Annotated in this window: 18 protein-coding genes; 4 read left to right on the top strand and 14 right to left on the bottom strand. The window is 68.4% G+C overall.

Annotated elements, in window-relative coordinates:
- Positions 1-71 precede the first annotated feature (71 nt).
- The 4 genes from purL to ACSHWB_RS12395 form a co-directional block, all read right to left on the bottom strand.
- Positions 72-2324 carry a phosphoribosylformylglycinamidine synthase subunit PurL gene (gene purL, locus ACSHWB_RS12380; protein WP_439662178.1) on the bottom strand — a complete coding sequence of 751 codons (2253 nt, stop codon included), beginning with the start codon at positions 2322-2324 and terminating at the stop codon, positions 72-74.
- A complete protein-coding gene (gene purQ / locus ACSHWB_RS12385; protein WP_439662179.1) occupies positions 2321-2992 on the bottom strand; it encodes a phosphoribosylformylglycinamidine synthase subunit PurQ in 672 nt (223 codons plus the stop codon). Before purQ ends, purL begins: the two co-directional genes overlap by 4 nt.
- Complete coding sequence (purS, locus tag ACSHWB_RS12390; RefSeq protein ID WP_439662180.1) at positions 2989-3228, bottom strand: phosphoribosylformylglycinamidine synthase subunit PurS; 240 nt, start codon at positions 3226-3228, stop codon at positions 2989-2991. Before purS ends, purQ begins: the two co-directional genes overlap by 4 nt.
- 226 nt (positions 3229-3454) lie before the next feature.
- Positions 3455-4000 carry a hypothetical protein gene (locus ACSHWB_RS12395; RefSeq protein ID WP_439662181.1) on the bottom strand — a complete coding sequence of 182 codons (546 nt, stop codon included), beginning with the start codon at positions 3998-4000 and terminating at the stop codon, positions 3455-3457.
- A 149-nt stretch (positions 4001-4149) separates the two neighbouring features.
- Between ACSHWB_RS12395 and ACSHWB_RS12400 the strand changes: the two genes are divergently transcribed.
- Positions 4150-5133: an NAD-dependent epimerase/dehydratase family protein gene (locus ACSHWB_RS12400; protein WP_439662182.1), complete on the top strand. Its 984-nt coding sequence runs from the start codon at positions 4150-4152 to the stop codon at positions 5131-5133.
- Here the strand turns inward: ACSHWB_RS12400 and ACSHWB_RS12405 are convergent.
- Positions 5122-6048, bottom strand: a complete 927-nt coding sequence (locus ACSHWB_RS12405) for a trypsin-like peptidase domain-containing protein (protein WP_439662183.1) — start codon at positions 6046-6048, stop codon at positions 5122-5124. The genes ACSHWB_RS12400 and ACSHWB_RS12405 overlap by 12 nt on opposite strands.
- 264 nt (positions 6049-6312) lie before the next feature.
- On the opposite strand from ACSHWB_RS12405, the gene ACSHWB_RS12410 reads away from it, so the two are divergent.
- Positions 6313-6936, top strand: coding sequence for an MBL fold metallo-hydrolase (locus tag ACSHWB_RS12410; protein ID WP_439662184.1), 624 nt, complete (start codon positions 6313-6315; stop codon positions 6934-6936).
- On the opposite strand, the gene ACSHWB_RS12415 is transcribed toward ACSHWB_RS12410, so the two are convergent.
- Positions 6899-7549, bottom strand: coding sequence for a DUF2334 domain-containing protein (locus ACSHWB_RS12415; protein ID WP_439662185.1), 651 nt, complete (start codon positions 7547-7549; stop codon positions 6899-6901). The two genes, ACSHWB_RS12410 and ACSHWB_RS12415, sit on opposite strands and share 38 nt — an antisense overlap.
- A 49-nt stretch (positions 7550-7598) precedes the next feature.
- Positions 7599-8474, bottom strand: coding sequence for a phosphoribosylaminoimidazolesuccinocarboxamide synthase (locus tag ACSHWB_RS12420; protein WP_439662186.1), 876 nt, complete (start codon positions 8472-8474; stop codon positions 7599-7601).
- A gap of 123 nt (positions 8475-8597) precedes the next feature.
- On the opposite strand from ACSHWB_RS12420, the gene ACSHWB_RS12425 reads away from it, so the two are divergent.
- A complete protein-coding gene (locus ACSHWB_RS12425; RefSeq protein ID WP_439662187.1) occupies positions 8598-9002 on the top strand; it encodes a hypothetical protein in 405 nt (134 codons plus the stop codon).
- Here ACSHWB_RS12425 and ACSHWB_RS12430 read toward each other — a convergent pair.
- The 7 genes from ACSHWB_RS12430 to ACSHWB_RS12460 are packed head-to-tail and all read right to left on the bottom strand — an operon-like array spanning position 8999 to position 14405.
- Positions 8999-9787, bottom strand: coding sequence for an MOSC domain-containing protein (locus tag ACSHWB_RS12430; protein WP_439662188.1), 789 nt, complete (start codon positions 9785-9787; stop codon positions 8999-9001). The two genes, ACSHWB_RS12425 and ACSHWB_RS12430, sit on opposite strands and share 4 nt — an antisense overlap.
- A gap of 2 nt (positions 9788-9789) precedes the next feature.
- Complete coding sequence (purB, locus tag ACSHWB_RS12435; RefSeq protein WP_439662189.1) at positions 9790-11208, bottom strand: adenylosuccinate lyase; 1419 nt, start codon at positions 11206-11208, stop codon at positions 9790-9792.
- A 28-nt stretch (positions 11209-11236) separates the two neighbouring features.
- Positions 11237-11995, bottom strand: a complete 759-nt coding sequence (locus tag ACSHWB_RS12440; RefSeq protein WP_439662190.1) for a hypothetical protein — start codon at positions 11993-11995, stop codon at positions 11237-11239.
- Positions 11992-12525 carry a SigE family RNA polymerase sigma factor gene (locus ACSHWB_RS12445; protein WP_089918696.1) on the bottom strand — a complete coding sequence of 178 codons (534 nt, stop codon included), beginning with the start codon at positions 12523-12525 and terminating at the stop codon, positions 11992-11994. Before ACSHWB_RS12445 ends, ACSHWB_RS12440 begins: the two co-directional genes overlap by 4 nt.
- Positions 12526-12582: 57 nt before the next feature.
- Positions 12583-13164, bottom strand: coding sequence for a TetR/AcrR family transcriptional regulator (locus tag ACSHWB_RS12450; protein WP_439662191.1), 582 nt, complete (start codon positions 13162-13164; stop codon positions 12583-12585).
- A 27-nt stretch (positions 13165-13191) separates the two neighbouring features.
- Positions 13192-13866, bottom strand: a complete 675-nt coding sequence (locus ACSHWB_RS12455; RefSeq protein WP_439662192.1) for a hypothetical protein — start codon at positions 13864-13866, stop codon at positions 13192-13194.
- Between the two features lie 20 nt (positions 13867-13886).
- Positions 13887-14405, bottom strand: a complete 519-nt coding sequence (locus tag ACSHWB_RS12460; protein ID WP_439662193.1) for a SigE family RNA polymerase sigma factor — start codon at positions 14403-14405, stop codon at positions 13887-13889.
- Between the two features lie 183 nt (positions 14406-14588).
- On the opposite strand from ACSHWB_RS12460, the gene ACSHWB_RS12465 reads away from it, so the two are divergent.
- Entirely contained in the window at positions 14589-15530 is a 942-nt protein-coding gene (locus tag ACSHWB_RS12465; protein WP_439664579.1) for a GntG family PLP-dependent aldolase, read from the top strand.
- The last annotated feature ends 1 nt before the right edge of the window (position 15531 follow it).

Here is a 15531-nt window from a genome sequence, read left to right on the forward strand (position 1 = left end):
TCCACTTGACCACACGCGGGGCCCTTTCGTACCGACATGCAGTACGAAAGCGCCCCGCGTGCGACAAAAACCTAGCCGAACAGGGCCGGGAGGGTGCCCTCCCAGGCCTCGCGCAGCTCGTCCAGCGGGAGCTCGCCCAGACCCTGGATCTCCAGGGCGTTCGACTCCGGGTCGACGACACCGACCTTGCGCCACGGCAGCCGGCGCGCGGTGCACATGTCGGTGAAGCGCTGCTCCTCCGTGCGTGGCACGGCGACCAGCACGCGGCCGGCGGACTCGCTGAACAGCGCGGTGAACAGGTCGCCTTCGAGGAAGACGCGCGCACCCACCTCGCCGATCAGGCACGTCTCGACCAGCGTCTGGGCCAGACCGCCCTCGGACAGGTCGTGCGCGGCGGAGACCATGCCGTCGCGCGAGCCCGCGACGAGGACCTGGCCGAGCAGCTTCTCCCGTTGCAGGTCGGCCTTGGGCGGCAGTCCGCCCAGGTGGCCGTGGACGTGGTGCGCCCACTCCGACCCGCCGAACTCGTCGCGCGTCTCGCCGAGCAACAGCAACGTCTCGCCGGCCTCTGCCCCGATCCCGGTGGGGATGCGGCGCCGCACGTCGTCGATCACGCCCAGCACACCCACGACCGGCGTCGGCAGGATCGCCGTGGAGCCGGTCTGGTTGTAGAAGCTGACGTTGCCGCCGGTCACCGGGATGCCGAGCTCCGCGCAGCCGTCCGCGAGACCCTTCACGGCCTGCTCGAACTGCCACATGACCGCCGGGTCCTCCGGCGAGCCGAAGTTGAGGCAGTTCGTGACGGCGACCGGCGTGGCACCGGTGGCCGCGACGTTGCGGTAGGCCTCGGCGAGCGCGAGCTTCGCACCCTCGTACGGGTCGAGCTTGGTGTAGCGACCGTTGCAGTCCGTGGAGAGCGCGACACCGCGGCCGGTCTCCTCGTCGATGCGGATCATGCCGCCGTCGCTGGGCTGCGCGAGGACCGTGCCGCCGCGGACGTACCGGTCGTACTGCTGCGTGACCCACTTCTTGGAGGCCAGGTTGGGGCTGGCCGCCATGGTCTTGATCAGTTCCAGCAGGTCGTCCGGCCTGGGGAGGCTGTCCGGCGTGTTCTGCTGGAGCTCGTCCTGGTCGGCGGGGCGTTCGATCGGCCTGTGGTAGACCGGACCCTCGTGCGCGACGGTGCGCGGAGGCACGTCCACGACGATCTCGTCGTGGTAGGTGATGACCAGCCGGTCGCCTTCCGTCACCTCACCGATCTCGGTGGCGATGACGTCCCACTTCGCGCAGACGGCCATGAACGCCTCGACGTTGGCCGGCTCGACCACCGCGCACATGCGTTCCTGGGACTCGCTGGAGAGGATCTCGGCCGGGGTCATGTTCTTCGCCCTGAGCGGGACCCGGTCCAGGTAGACGTGCATGCCACCGTCACCGGCGGACGCCAGCTCACTCGTCGCGCAGGACAGGCCCGCGCCGCCGAGGTCCTGGATGCCCGCGACGATGCCCTTCTCGAAGAGCTCCAGCGAGCACTCGATCAGCACCTTCTCGGTGAACGGGTCGCCGACCTGCACGCTGGGCAGCTTCTTGCGCTTGCCCGCGGAGTCGTCGAACGTCTCGCTCGCGAGTACCGACACTCCGCCGATGCCGTCGAGGCCGGTGCGCGCGCCGTAGAGGATGACCTTGTTGCCGGTGCCTGACGCGTGCGCGAGGTGCAGGTCCTCGACGCGCATCGCGCCGACACACAGCGCGTTGACCAGCGGATTCCCCTGGTACGACTCGTCGAACACGACCTCGCCGCCGATGTTCGGCAGGCCGAGGCAGTTCCCGTAGCCGCCGACACCCGCGACGATGCCGGGCAGCACGCGCTTCGTGTCCTCGGCGTCCGGCTTGCCGAACCGCAGCGGGTCCATGACAGCGAGCGGCCGCGCACCCATCGCGAGGACGTCCCTGACGATGCCGCCCACACCCGTCGCGGCGCCCTGGTAGGGCTCGACGTACGACGGGTGGTTGTGGCTCTCGACCTTGAACGTGACGGCCCAGCCGTCCCCGATGTCGACGACGCCGGCGTTCTCGCCGATGCCCGCGAGCATCTTGCTGCGCATCTCGTCGGTCGTGGTGTCGCCGAAGTACTTCAGGTGCACCTTGGACGACTTGTAGGAGCAGTGCTCGCTCCACATGACCGAGTACATGGCCAGCTCGGCGTCGGTGGGGCGGCGCTTCAGGATCTCCTTGATGCGCGTGTACTCGTCGTCCTTCAGGCCCAGCTCCTTGTAGGGCTGCTCCTGGTCGGGTGTCGCCTCGGCGTTCTTGACGGTGTCGATCATGCCTTCACCACCGTGTCGAGCAGGGACAGGAACACGCCCAGTCCGTCGTCCGTGGGGCCGGTGAGCGCGTCGATGGCGTGCTCGGGGTGCGGCATGAGGCCGACGACGTTGCCCCTGGCGTTGCTGATGCCCGCGATGTTGTTGCGGCTGCCGTTCGGGTTGTCCCCGACGTACCGGAACACGACCCTGCCGTCACCTTCGAGGCGTTCGAGAGTGTCGGCGTCGGCCTGGTAGCCGCCCTCGCCCGACTTCAGCGGCACGAGGATCTCGGCCTTGAGGTCGTACCGGCCGGTCCACGCCGTGGTGTTGTTCTCGACGCTGAGCCACTGGTCGCGGCACACGAAGTGCAGCTTGTGGTTGCGGGTCAGCGCGCCGGGCAGCAGATGGGCCTCGGCGAGGATCTGGAAGCCGTTGCAGATGCCGAGAACCGGCATCCCCTTGTTCGCGGCCTCGACCACTTCCTGCATGACGGGCGCGAACCGCGCGATGGCACCGCACCGCAGATAGTCGCCGTAACTGAACCCACCGGGCACGATGACCGCGTCAACGCCCTTCAGGTCGTGGTCCCCGTGCCAGAGCGGCACCGCCTCACCGTCGGCGTATTTCACCGCCCGCTGGGCGTCGACGTCGTCGAGGGTGCCGGGGAAGGTGATGACACCGACCCTCATGCCTCGACCCTGCGCACGGTCCAGTCCTCGATCACGGGGTTGGCGAGGAAGGTCTCGGCGATCTTGGCGAGCGTGGCGTCGTCGACGTCGTCGGCGACCTCCAGCTCGAAGCGCTTGCCCTGACGGACGGAGGTGACGCCCTCGAAGCCGAGACGGGGCAGCGCGTTCGCCACCGCCTGGCCTTGGGGGTCGAGAATTTCGGGCTTCGGCATGACGTCGACGACGACTCGGGCCACGACAGACTGCTCCCGGGTTTGAGGGGCTGGCGGTACCTCGGGAGCCTATCTGACCTGTGCGTTCATCCTCGCGACACGTGTTCGGGGGCACATCGTCACCGACTCACCATCAGGTGAATGACCTTGCCTCGGCGGGGCCGTTTGGTAGAGTTGAGGTCGCCGAGGCCCCGTAGGCCGAGGAAGTGAGCACGGTGCCCGTCCGGACGGTCGGCCGCCGTGCTTTGCGCTATCTGGACCATTTGTCCACGGCAGTCTCCTTCGCGACGAGCGAGCGCACCCGCCTCGCCCAGTCACCTCCCGCACCATGGCACCACGCCACCACGTCAGGGATCCAGAGCAACTCGTCGTGTGAGCTCTCCAAGTGCTCGTAGGTGATGTTCGAGTGACTCGGCCGCTTGCCGAGCGTCGTGCGAATCGTCTGGGCGTCGTGGAGATTGCGCTCTTCCCGGCTGTCGAGCACCAGCCTCCTCGCCTTCAGGTCGACGAGATCGTGGACGAGTGCGATGAGGCACTCCTGACGTGCGATTTCCTCGCCGGCGGAGCAGTCACAGGTGTAGATGTGCACAGCGGCTCCGATGGACACCAGCTTGGACACGATCAGCTTGCGCCGATCGGTCTTCTCCTTCTTGAAGTGAAGTTCTCGCTGACCGGGGAACAGCAACCGGCGCAGCGCTTTTCGCGTGCGCGCCAGGTCTCCGGGGTCGACGAGGACGGCGGCCAGCAGGTACGTGTTGTTTCGCCGCGACTCGTCGACGAAGGCGTGCAGACTCACGGAACGTTCATCGGCCGACCTCGAACGCCAGTTCAGCAGCTCCAACCGATCGGGTCCGAACGACTCCATGTTGGACCTATTCCACCAAGCTATTTCGCCGAAAGCGAGACCGGTGGCAGCCGAGCCCGATCGGACGGATGCTGGGGATCATGAAGATCCTCGTGCTCGGCGGAACCGTGTTCCTCAGCAAGGCCATCACGGCGGAGGCCGTCCGCCGCGGCCACGACGTGGTCTGCGCTGCCCGCGGTGCCTCGGGCGGGGTGCCGGACGGAGCCACGCTGGTCCAGGTCGACCGGAACAGACCCGGTGCGTTCGACGCGCTGGCCGGCGAGCAGTTCGACGCCGTGATCGACGTGTCGAAGTACTCGGTGAACTGGGTCCGGGACGCGCTGGAGGCGTTCGGGGCCACGACGCCGCACTGGACGTTCGTGTCCAGCATCTCCGTCTACGCGGACCACTCGACGGGCAGCGACGAGCTGTTGCCGCCGCTGGAGGACGACCCGAACGAGGAGTTCACCTCCGAGCGGTACGGCAGCGTCAAGGTGGCCAGCGAGATCGCGGTCCGCGAGGCCGTGGCCAGCAGGGAGTTCATCGTCAGGGCCGGGCTCATCACCGGGCCCGACGACCCGAGCGACCGGTTCGGGTACTGGCCCGCGCGGATGGCGCGGGGTGGGCGCGTGGTCGTGCCGGACAGCCCTGACCTCGGGTTCCAGCACATCGACGCGCGGGATCTGGCGCAGTGGATCGTGTTCGCGGCCGAGGAGCGGGTCACCGGCACGTACGACTCGACGGGGCCCGTCATGCCGTTCCAGATGGCCATGGGCGAGATCGCGGGGGCCACGGCGCCCGCCGGGACGCAGCTCGTGCCGGTGCCCGAGAGCCTGTTGAAGGAGCTGTCGATCAACCCGTGGGCCGGGCCGCGGTCGTTGCCGATGTGGTTGCCGCAGGAGTGGGCCAAGATGGTCGGCCGCGATGTCAGCAACGCGCTGGCGAACGGGTTGCGCGTGCGGCCGCTGGCCGAGACCGCGCTCGACTCGCTGGAGTACGAGCGCGGCCTCGGGCTGGACAGGCCCCGCAACGCCGGCCTGACGCCGGACGAGGAGGCGGAGATCCTCAGCGCGCTACAGCAGTGAGTTGATCTGCGCTGCGACGAGGTCGATGCGCACGCCCTGGTTCGGGCAGCCGCCGAAGTGGTGGAGCCCGATCACCTTGTGCGTGCGCCTCGACAGCACGGGTGAGCCGGACGAGCCGCCTTCGGTGTCGCACATATAGCTGATGTCGGACTGCGACGAGCTGCCGTTCACGCGCACGGCACGCACGACGCAGTAGCCGCCGCCGTTGTTGTTGTCGCGCAACGACAGCTTCTTCAGCTTCCCGGCCGGGTGGCCGACGATGTACATCTCCTCACCCACGGCCGGAACGCGCGCGTCCAGCTCGAGGTAGCCGAACGAGCTGATGGCCGCGAAGTTGTTCACGGTGAAGAGGGTGTAGTCCAGCGCGGCGCTGTACTTCAGCACCGAAGCCGCCAGCACCTTCGTGACGGTGGCCGAGGCCGTGCCGCCGCAGGTCGGGCACTGGTAGTTGAACCACACCTCGATGCCACTGGTGCTGGTGAAGCAGTGTTCGTTGGTCAGCATGCGGTTGTTGGGACCGACGCGCCACGCAGTGCACAGCGAGCTGCCGTTGCGCAGCAGCTTCGCCACGGACGCGGTCTTGCCCCACTCGGTCGGGTTGCTCGACTGGTAGCAGACGGCGTCCTTGTAGTCGTTCGTGCCGCAGATGCTCTGCACGGACGGCTGAGAGGACATCTCGGCCTCGGTGTAGCCGCGGGTGAGCTTGTCGATCCGCACGCGCGACAGCGGGTTGGTCACCGAGACCAGAGCGCGGTCACCCGTGATCGACATGGCCCAGAAGCCCGACGCGTCGACCGTGGCGGTCAGCGAGGCCTTCAGGTCTCTCGTGTACGTGTACTTCTCGGTGCCGTCAGGGTTCGACACCGTGAGCACGTCACCGGGCAGGATCCGGAGGTCCGTGAAATGCAGCTTCACGTATCCGGACCCCGGTCGTTCGATCAACGTCGAACGATTCGCGCCACCCACGCGGACTGAGACGTTTTCCTCAGTTCCGATTTCCTGCGTCTGCGGCGACGAAGCCTCAGCAGGTGTAGAGGTGGTGGTAGCAGGGACGATGGTCGTCATCGGCAGGGCAAGCGCCAGTGCCGTGAGGAGTTGCAGGGTTTTCCTCATGCCATTTGATACTTCCGACGTCACCTGACCGTGTCAGCCCGCCAAAAGTCGGTAATGGAGGAATCCGTGCAACTTGTCCATTTCGGTCATGCCTGCGTACTTCTCGACAGCGGGACGACGCGCATCCTGATCGACCCCGGCACGTTCTCGTCCGGGTTCGAGGACGTCCGCGACCTGGACGCCGTGCTGGTCACCCACCAGCACCTCGACCACCTCGACGAGGAACGGCTGCCGGCGCTGCTGAAGGCCAACCCGCAGGCGCAGCTGATCGTGGACGAGGGCAGCGCGCCCAAGGTCGAGAACCCGACCGTCGCCCGGCCGGGTGACGTGCTCAAGGTCGGCGACATCACCGTGAAGGTCGTCAACGGCAAGCACGCCGTGATCCACGAGGACATCCCGGTCATCGAGAACGCCGGCTACGTGATCAACGACGGCGCGTTCTACCACCCGGGAGACGCCCTGTTCGTGCCGGACGAGGACATCGACGTGCTCGGCCTGCCCACCATGGCCCCGTGGATGCGCCTCGGCGAGACCGTCGACTTCCTGCGCGCCGTCCGCCCGCGGGTGGCCGTGCCCATCCACGAGAAGCTGCTGGCCATGCCCGCGTTCGCCTACGGCATGATCTCGAACCTCAAGCCGGACGGCACCGAGTTCAGGCCGCTGGAGCCAGGCGAGGCGACGGCAGTCTGACGTAGGTGGTCGGCGCGGCGTCGTGGGCGAGTGCGATGTCCACGGCGTCGAGCACGGCCTGGCGCGCACCGGGCCGGTGCAGGTCACGGGCGTCGACGGTGATCCGGGTCAGCCCGCCGCGGCGCGCGGACCTGGCCGCCCCGTAAACGAGCGCGAGCGAGCGCAGCTCACCGAAGCTGCTGCGTTCGGTCAGCGCGTGCAGGCGCCCCAGCGTCGCGAGCCCGCTGCCGACCTCGCGGACGGCGTGCGCGTCGGCGCAGCGGTGGAACCTGTGCTTGGCCAGCGCGAGCAACGTCCCGGGCGACGCCACGCAACGCCGTGGCGCGAACGTGTCGGCGCTGAGCCCGATGGCGTCCATCTGCAGACGCGCGCCCATCAGCAACAACCCGGCTTCGTAGGCCGGCAGCCGCCGCTGGCCGAGGCCGTGCAGCACGACGGCATCACCGAGCGAGGTGCGGTGCCGCACCCATTCCTGCGCCCTGCCGAGCTCGCGAGGTGCTACGAGCAGCGACAACGGCACCTGCCGCGGATCAAGGGCCGCGGCGAGATCAGCGCATCGGTCGAGTGTCTGCGGACCGATGCCGGACAGAGAGACCACGAGCTGTGAGTGCACCGTATGAGTGCGCCACGCCGTGGTGACATCCGCGTGAAACCAGAGCTAACTACGCAAGCCAGTCAGCGAAAGACCGGCCGGTGAGCCGCTCGTACGCCTCGACGTACCGCTGACGGGTCGCCTCGACGACATCCGCCGGCAGCGCGGGCGGCGCGACGTCCGACTTGCGGTCCCAGCCGGAGGCCTCGGACGTCAGCCAGTCGCGCACGTACTGCTTGTCGAACGACGGCTGCACGCGGCCGGGCTCGTAGCCCTCGGCCGGCCAGTAGCGCGACGAGTCCGGCGTGAACACCTCGTCCGCGAGGATCAGCTCACCGGAGGCGTCCAGCCCGAACTCGAACTTCGTGTCCGCCAGGATCAGGCCACGCGTCAACGCGTACGCGCGCGCCTCGCTGTACAGCTCGATCGTGCGGTCGCGCAGCTTCGACGCCAGCTCGACACCGTGCTTCTCGGCGATGACGTCGAACGACACGTTCTCGTCGTGCGCACCGATCTCGGCCTTCGAGGCGGGCGTGAAGATCGGCGGGTCCAGTTCGGACGCCTCGACCAGCCCGGCCGGCAGCTCGATCCCGCACACCGCACCGGTCGCGGTGTAGTCGGCCATGCCGGAGCCCGTCAGGTAACCGCGCGCCACACACTCGACGTCGACCATCCGCAGCTTGCGCACCAGCAGCGCACGACCGCGGACCTCGGCGGGAATGCGCGGGTCGTCGAACGCGACCAGGTGGTTCGGGGCGAGCCGCTCGAACCAGAACACGCTCATCGCGGTGAGCACGCGTCCCTTGTCGGGGATCTCCGAGCTCAGGATGTGGTCGTACGCGGAGATGCGGTCGGACGCGACGAACAGCAGCAGCTCGTCGTCCACGTCGTACAGATCGCGAACCTTGCCGCGGGCGACGTGCTGGTAGTCAGCGAGCGTGGGCACGCTGGTCAGCCTACGTGGCCCGAGTTTCGCAAACCTACGTACACCCCCGCACCACTACAGATCAAGGCAAAAGAAGCTTAAGGTGCACCCGTGCTCCCTAGAAAGGCCTTGTGGATCCCGGCTTTGGCAAGCTTGGGACTGCTCATCGTGCTGGGTGTGGCCGGGTGGAGCTTCGACTCCAGTCCCATTTCGTCCCCGTCTTCCGGCGGCTCGCTGAACTCGAGCACGCCCCAGCCGGTCAGCATCGTGCCGACCCCTGACGGCGTCGAGATCACGGTGAAGACATCGTCGTCATCGACGACGACCACCAGCACCACGAAGACCACGCAGCCGAAACCGCCACCCGCGCAGACCCCTCCCGCGGTGCAGCAGCCGACGACCACCGAGCCCCCGCAGCAGGGATTGCTGGTCAACGAGGGCGCGCGGTGCGATCCCGAGAACGCGAACGGCATCGGGCTGCTCGGCGAGAAGCTGGTGTGCCGCAAGGATCCCAGCCGCGGCGACCGCCTGCGCTGGCAGATGGTCTAGGCCCGCCACTCCAGCACGTCGATCTTGTCGCCGACCGCGACCGTGCCGGTGCGCACGACCTGGGCCTTCATCCCGAACGTCACACCGCCGTCCGGATCACGGCGGTAGGTCGCCAGCGAACGAATCGGCTCCGGCCCGGACTTCAACCCGGTCCCCTGGTCGACCATCGGCACGGCACACCGCACGCAGTCCTTGGCGTAGGCCAGTTCCACGTCACCGATGGCCGCGCGCCGCACCCGGTCCTCGGTGTGCGGTTCCGGCCAGCCGGACACGACCACGTTGGGGCGGAAGCGGTTCATCGGCACGGGATCGCCGCCGCGTTCCAGGATGCGCTCGTTCAGCCCGTCCAATGAGGACAGCGAGAGCACCAGCAGCGCGTTGCCGTCGGCGTACCCGACCAGCCCGGTGGTCTCGCCGGTCGTCTCGCGGCGCAGGTCCGGTGGCGTCCGCACGAGCCGCACGGACCTCCCGAGCGCGTCGGAGAAGTACGCGGCGGCAGCCTCACCCTGGTCGATCCCGGTGCCCTGCCAGGTGTGCACGACCACCGGAACGCGCGGTCCGTCCACGACGACAGGGAAGGACTCACCGCCGATCGACAGCGAGGAGTCCACGAGGGACGGACGCAGCGCCGCCATCTCCGGGACCTTGCGCTGCGACAGGAACACGCCGTCGTCGCCGACCAGCATCATCATCCGGTCGCCACGCAGTCCGGTCACGTCCACCTCGGTGGCTGCGACGGAGTACCCGCCGCAGCCCTTGACCGGGTAGAGGACCAGGTCGGACACGATCACAGGATCGGCTCCGGCTCGTAGGCCGGGTACTTGTCGACCACCGCGGCGACCTGCTCCACGATGGACGCGACCTGCGCCGCGGCCACGCCGGTGAACGACAGGCGGTCGGCCAGCAGCGCGTCCAGGGCGGCCTTGTCGAGCGGCAGCCGGGAGTCCGCGGCGAGCCGCTCCAGCAGGTCGTTCTGCGCCAGGCCCTGCTCGCGCATCGCCAGCGCGACGGCCACCGCGTTCTCCTTGATGGCCTCGTGTGCGGTCTCGCGGCCGACACCCGCGCGCACGGCCGCCATCAGCACCTTCGTCGTGCCGAGGAACGGCAGGTAGCGGTCCAGCTCACGGGCGACGACGGCCGGGTAGGCGCCGAACTCGTCCAGCACCGTCAGGAACGTCTCCAGCAGCCCGTCGAACGCGAAGAACGCGTCCGGCAGCGCGACCCGGCGGACCACCGAGCACGACACGTCGCCCTCGTTCCACTGGTCGCCCGCGAGCTCGCCGACCATCGACAGGTAACCGCGCAGGATCACCGCGAAGCCGTTCACGCGCTCGCACGAACGGGTGTTCATCTTGTGCGGCATCGCGCTGGACCCGACCTGGCCGGGCTTGAAGCCCTCGGTCACCAGCTCGTGGCCCGCCATCAGCCGGATGGTCTTCGCCACCGACGACGGCGCCGCGGCGAGCTGCACGAGCGTCGAGACGACGTCGAAGTCGAGCGAGCGCGGGTACACCTGGCCGACGGAGGTCAGCACGCGTTCGAAGCCGAGGTGCCCCGCGACCGTGCGCTCCAGCTCCTCCAGCTTCTCGGGCGTGCCGAGCAGGTCGAGCATGTCCTGAGCGGTGCCGACCGGGCCCTTGATGCCGCGCAGCGGGTAACGCGAGATCAGCTCGTCGAGCCTGCTGAACGCCACCAGCAGCTCGTCGGCGCCCGTCGCGAAGCGCTTGCCCAGCGTCGTGGCCTGCGCGGCCACGTTGTGCGAACGGCCGGCCATCACCAGGTCGGAGTGCTCGGCCGCGAGGCGGGCGAGACGGCCGAGGACCGCGGCTGCCTTGGACCTGATCAGCTCCAGCGAGCGCAGCACCTGCAGCTGCTCGACGTTCTCGGTCAGGTCGCGCGAGGTCATGCCCTTGTGGACCTGCTCGTGGCCCGCGAGCGCGTTGAACTCCTCGATGCGCGCCTTCACGTCGTGCCGCGTGACCCGCTCGCGCGCCGCGATCGACTCCAGGTCGACCTGCTCCAGCACGCGCTCGTAGTCGGCGATCGCCGTCGCCGGCACCTCGATGCCCGCGGCCGCCTGCGCCCGCAGCACCGCGAGCCACAGCTGGCGCTCCAGCACGATCTTGTGCTCGGCCGACCAGAGCGTCGCGAGCGACGTGGAGGCGTAGCGACCTGCGAGGACGTTGGCGATGCGGGGCTTCGTCACGCGTTCAGATTAGTGCACCCCAGACCCGCTACCAGGCGATGCCCGGGTCCGTGACCAGCTGTGTGAGCACAGCCACGCGCACCGGCACCGTCTCCCGCTGCCCGTTTCCGTTCGAGGGGTTGTACGCGTAAGCGGTGATCTCCACGACGAGCCCGTTCTCGAACTTGCGCGCGACACCGGACTGCTGGACCTTCGAGGTCCCCTGGAGGAACTCGGCCCCGTAGACGATCGACCCGTCCTCCATCGTCTTCATGTCCTGGCACGAGCTCGCGCCGGAGCAGAAGTCGCCCTTGGAGAACGAGCCCGTGTAGACCATCACGCGCAGCGCGGTCGGTCCGATCTCGTCGGTCAGGTACAGGTAGCCGGAGTAGTCGCGTTCGCCGTCCCACCGCGGCGGCTTCGTCTGGTACGGCGGGTAGACGGGGTTGCGGCCGGGGTTGAACGACGCGTAGAGCTCGTTGATGTTCGTCATCTGGACGCCGAGCCGCTCCACCAGCTTGTCGCCGACGAGCTGGGCCCTCTTCTCCGACGACTGCACCTGGGGCGGCGCGGACGAGCTGGTGTGGGTCTCGGCGCCGAGCTGGCTGTCCCGGTCGCGCTGCAACAGGCTGGGCAGCGAGAGCGACGCCACGGCGATCATCGCCGTAGCCACTCCCACAGCGACCAGCGCTCGGCGACGACTTTTTTTCTGCTCGACCCGCCTGATCAGGGTGTCGGGGTCGAAGTCGAGCGGCGGCTCGTCCCAGACGGCCAGCAGCATTCCCTCGCGGATCTCCTGCTCACTCACGACGCGACCCTCCCCGAACTGTTGTCGAGCTTCTCCACGATGGTGCGCAGAGTCGCTAGACCACGCGCCGTCTGGCTTTTGACCGTTCCCTCGGTGCAGCCCATCGCCACCGCCACCTCGGCGACTGACAGGTCCTCGAAATAACGCAGCACGAGCACCGCTCGTTGCCTCGGGGGTACCTGCAACAGCGCGGTGTGAACCAGTTCGCGGGCCCACAGTTTCGCGCTGGTCGTGTCGGGGTCCACGGTGGCGTCCGCGGCGTCGGGCAGCTCTCCGTCCCGCTGCTCGGCACGGCGCCACGGCCTGCGCTTCTCGTCCAGCCAGGTGCGCAGCAGCACCTTGCGGGCGTACGCGATCAGGTTGTCGAGGTCCTTGATGCGCTTCCACGCCAGGTACATCTTCATGAGGCTCGACTGCATCAAGTCTTCAGCTGTGTGCCAGTCGCCACAGAAGAGATACGCAGTACGTCGCAAAGACGCGGCATTGGCTGCCGCGAACTCGCGAAAGCCCTGTTCATCGGCCTTGCGCATGCGATCCCCTCTCGCGTCCTCAACCAGGGGAACGCATCGGAGGAACGCGAGGTTGCATCACGCGTGACGCGAAAGAGCCGAACGGAGCATCCTGTCCGCCACACCCCGCGGGTCCGACTTGAGCTCGATGAACGAGTTCACCACGGATCCGTCCACCAGCGCGATCAGCTCCTCGACCCGGTCGCCGTCGATGGCACGGCCTGAACGCGCGAAGACGTCGGCGATCAGCTCGCGCAGCTCGGTCGACAGCGCGCGCATCAACGGCCGCAGGTACGGGCGGCGACCGGTCGCGACCAGGCGTTCGTAGCGCAGCAGCACGGCCTCGATGTCGGTCGCGTCCTCGCCGACCAGCAGGTCGAGCATGAACTCGACGAGCACGTCGTCGGTGATCTCCTCCGAGATCGACGAGAGCCGTTGCCGGAAGGTCGCGAGCTCGCTGCGGCCGTGGAACTCGACGGCCGCGGTGATCAGCTCGTCCAGCGAGTCGAAGTAGTACGTGGTCGACGCGAGCGGCAGACCTGCGCGTTCGGCGACCGCGCGGTGCCTGACCGCGTCGAACCCGCCCTCGGCGAACAGGCCGGACGCCGCCTCCACGAGCGCCTGCCGCCTGCGCTCACCCTTGGGAGTTGCTGCCGTCATAGTCGAGCCAGGGTACTGGGCGGACGATCAGAACCGCGGGGCCAGTGCGTCCGCGAACCGCTTGGCCCGCCCCTTCAGCTCCCCGTCGCCCTGCGTGAACACGTAGAGGTCCTGGCCCTGGGCGGTCTTCGCCTTCTCCGCGCCGGGCGGGGCGTCGAACGACCGCGGCGTGACGATCGCGGTGATCGTCAGCCCGTCGATCCTGAACGCGGCCGAGCGGGCGTCCGGCGGACAGGTCACGGTGGGCGGGATCGCCTCGGCCGGTGAGACCGAAAGCTCGACGGCGAGGGCGTCGGCGAGCTCTCGGTCCACACCTACGCAGCCCTGCACTGCGTTTTCACTGGTCGAAGGACCAGTGCTTCCCGGCGTCGACCCGTCCCCCTGCGTGGACTGGCTTTGGCCGGAGAAGTTCGTGGGGGGTGCTGCTTCGAACGGAGTCATCGGCGATTCTGCCGCGTTGTCACGGTTCTGCCCAGAACCCGCGTTGTTCAATGTGCTCGCGTCTTGGCTTACCCAGCTGTTCGCGGCGAAAACCCCGCCGAACCCGAGAACGACGACCAGGGTGGTACCGGCCGCGATCGAGTTGCGCCTGCGCAGCGTGGCGCGGCGTGAGGCCTTGAGCACGTCGCCCGCGTCGAAGGACGCCGGTGGTGCGTCGTGTGCCGCGTCGCGGAACAGGTCCGCGAGCTTCTGCTCGTCCATCTACGTCCTCCTCTCGCTGGTCACGACGCCGGTCGCAGGTCGTCGATGGCATCGCCCAAAGCTTCCCGCAGCGCTGCCAGGCCGCGGGCGGTCTGACTCTTCACAGTTCCTTCCGAGCACTTCAACGCCTCGGCCGTGGCCGTGACGTCGAGGCCCTCGAGGAACCTCAGCACGAGCACGGCCCGTTGCCTGGGCGGGACTCTGCGCAGGCCTTTCAACAACGCCTGGCGCGTCGCGACGGTCTCACCGATCTCGTTGTCCGTCGTCGGTGACTCCGGCATCTCGTCGGTGAACTTCTCGCGCCGCCACGGACGGCGTGACTCGTCGATCACCGCCCGGACGACGGTGCGCCGGACGTAGGCGTCGAGAGCCTGCTTGTCCCGGATCTTCCGCCACCTCCTGTGCACCGCTACGAAGGCCGTCTGCGCGAAATCGTCAGCGCGGTGCCAGTCGCCGCACAGCAGGTATGCCGTTCGGCGCACGGCCTCACGGCGAGCCACGAAGTACTCCGCGAACTCCTGCTCGTCGCGCTGATCCACGCGGACTGCTCTCCGCTCGTTCCTCGAGTTGCACTGACTGGACGGAAACTGAGTCACCAACGGTTGCACGAACCATCGGGGAGAGCTACATCACCCCCTCGGTCGTTCACCTGATGTGATGTGATCGAGCTCGTGACCCCCATCGACCTGCGCTCGGACACCGTGACGAAGCCCGGCGAGGCCATGCGCCGCGCGATGGCGGCGGCCGAGGTCGGCGACGACGTGCTGGACCACGACCCGACCATGGCCGCTCTGGAGGAGCGGGTGGCCGGGCTGCTCGGCGTCGAGGCGGCCCTCTGGGTGCCCTCCGGTTCGATGGGCAACCTCATCGCGTTGTTCCTGCACCTGACGCGCGGTGACCGGTTCCTGACTCCTCTGGGCGCGCACGTGCTGGACGCCGAGCTCGGCACAGCCGCGTGGCTGGCCGGTGGGATGCCGCACGCGCTGCCCGTCGTCACTCCGGAGGCCGTGCTCGCGGCCGCCGGTGGCGAGTCTCCTTATTACGGGCTGCGCACCACGTTGTTGTGCCTGGAGAACACGCACAACGCCGCCGGTGGCACGGTGACCTCGGTTTCTGATCATGCCGCTCTGGTGGCTGCCGCACGGTCGGCCGGGCTGGCGGTGCACCTGGACGGCGCGCGGCTGTGGAACGCGTCCGTTGCTCTTGGGGTCTCACCCGCTGAGCTGGCCATGGGGGTCGACACCGTGCAGGTGTGCCTGTCGAAGGGGCTCGGGGCGCCGGTCGGGTCGGTGGTGGCCGGGTCCGCCTCGTTCGTCGTCGAGGCGCGGCGGGTGCGGAAGATGCTGGGCGGCGGCGTGCGGCAGGGCGGTGTGCTGGCCGCGGCGGGTCTAGTCGCCCTCGAGGGGATTAACCGCCTGGCCGACGATCATTCGAACGCTGATGTATTGGCTTCCGGACTGCGGTCATTGGGCTGGGAGGTGGCAGAGCCCGCGACGAACATCGTGCTGGCCACCGTGCCCGACCTGGACAAGACGCTGCTGTCGCTGCGGGAGGTCGGGGTTTTCGCCAGTCCGATGTCAGGCAAGGTTCGGTTCGTGACGCACGGCGACGTGGACTCGTCCGACATCGCCGAAGTGCTTCGCCGGCTTCGAGAGGACATCTGAG

This window comes from Lentzea sp. HUAS TT2 (assembly GCF_051853195.1).
Taxonomy (GTDB): domain Bacteria; phylum Actinomycetota; class Actinomycetes; order Mycobacteriales; family Pseudonocardiaceae; genus Lentzea.

Coding starts and splice junctions, on each gene's coding strand:
- ACSHWB_RS12455 (WP_439662192.1), bottom strand. CDS start 13,866: ATGGACGAGCAGAAGCTCGCGGACCTGTTCCGCGACGCGGCACACGAC.
- purQ (WP_439662179.1), bottom strand. CDS start 2,992: ATGAGGGTCGGTGTCATCACCTTCCCCGGCACCCTCGACGACGTCGAC.
- ACSHWB_RS12450 (WP_439662191.1), bottom strand. CDS start 13,164: ATGACGGCAGCAACTCCCAAGGGTGAGCGCAGGCGGCAGGCGCTCGTG.
- ACSHWB_RS12400 (WP_439662182.1), top strand. CDS start 4,150: ATGAAGATCCTCGTGCTCGGCGGAACCGTGTTCCTCAGCAAGGCCATC.
- purL (WP_439662178.1), bottom strand. CDS start 2,324: ATGATCGACACCGTCAAGAACGCCGAGGCGACACCCGACCAGGAGCAG.
- ACSHWB_RS12445 (WP_089918696.1), bottom strand. CDS start 12,525: ATGCGCAAGGCCGATGAACAGGGCTTTCGCGAGTTCGCGGCAGCCAAT.
- ACSHWB_RS12465 (WP_439664579.1), top strand. CDS start 14,589: ATGCGCCGCGCGATGGCGGCGGCCGAGGTCGGCGACGACGTGCTGGAC.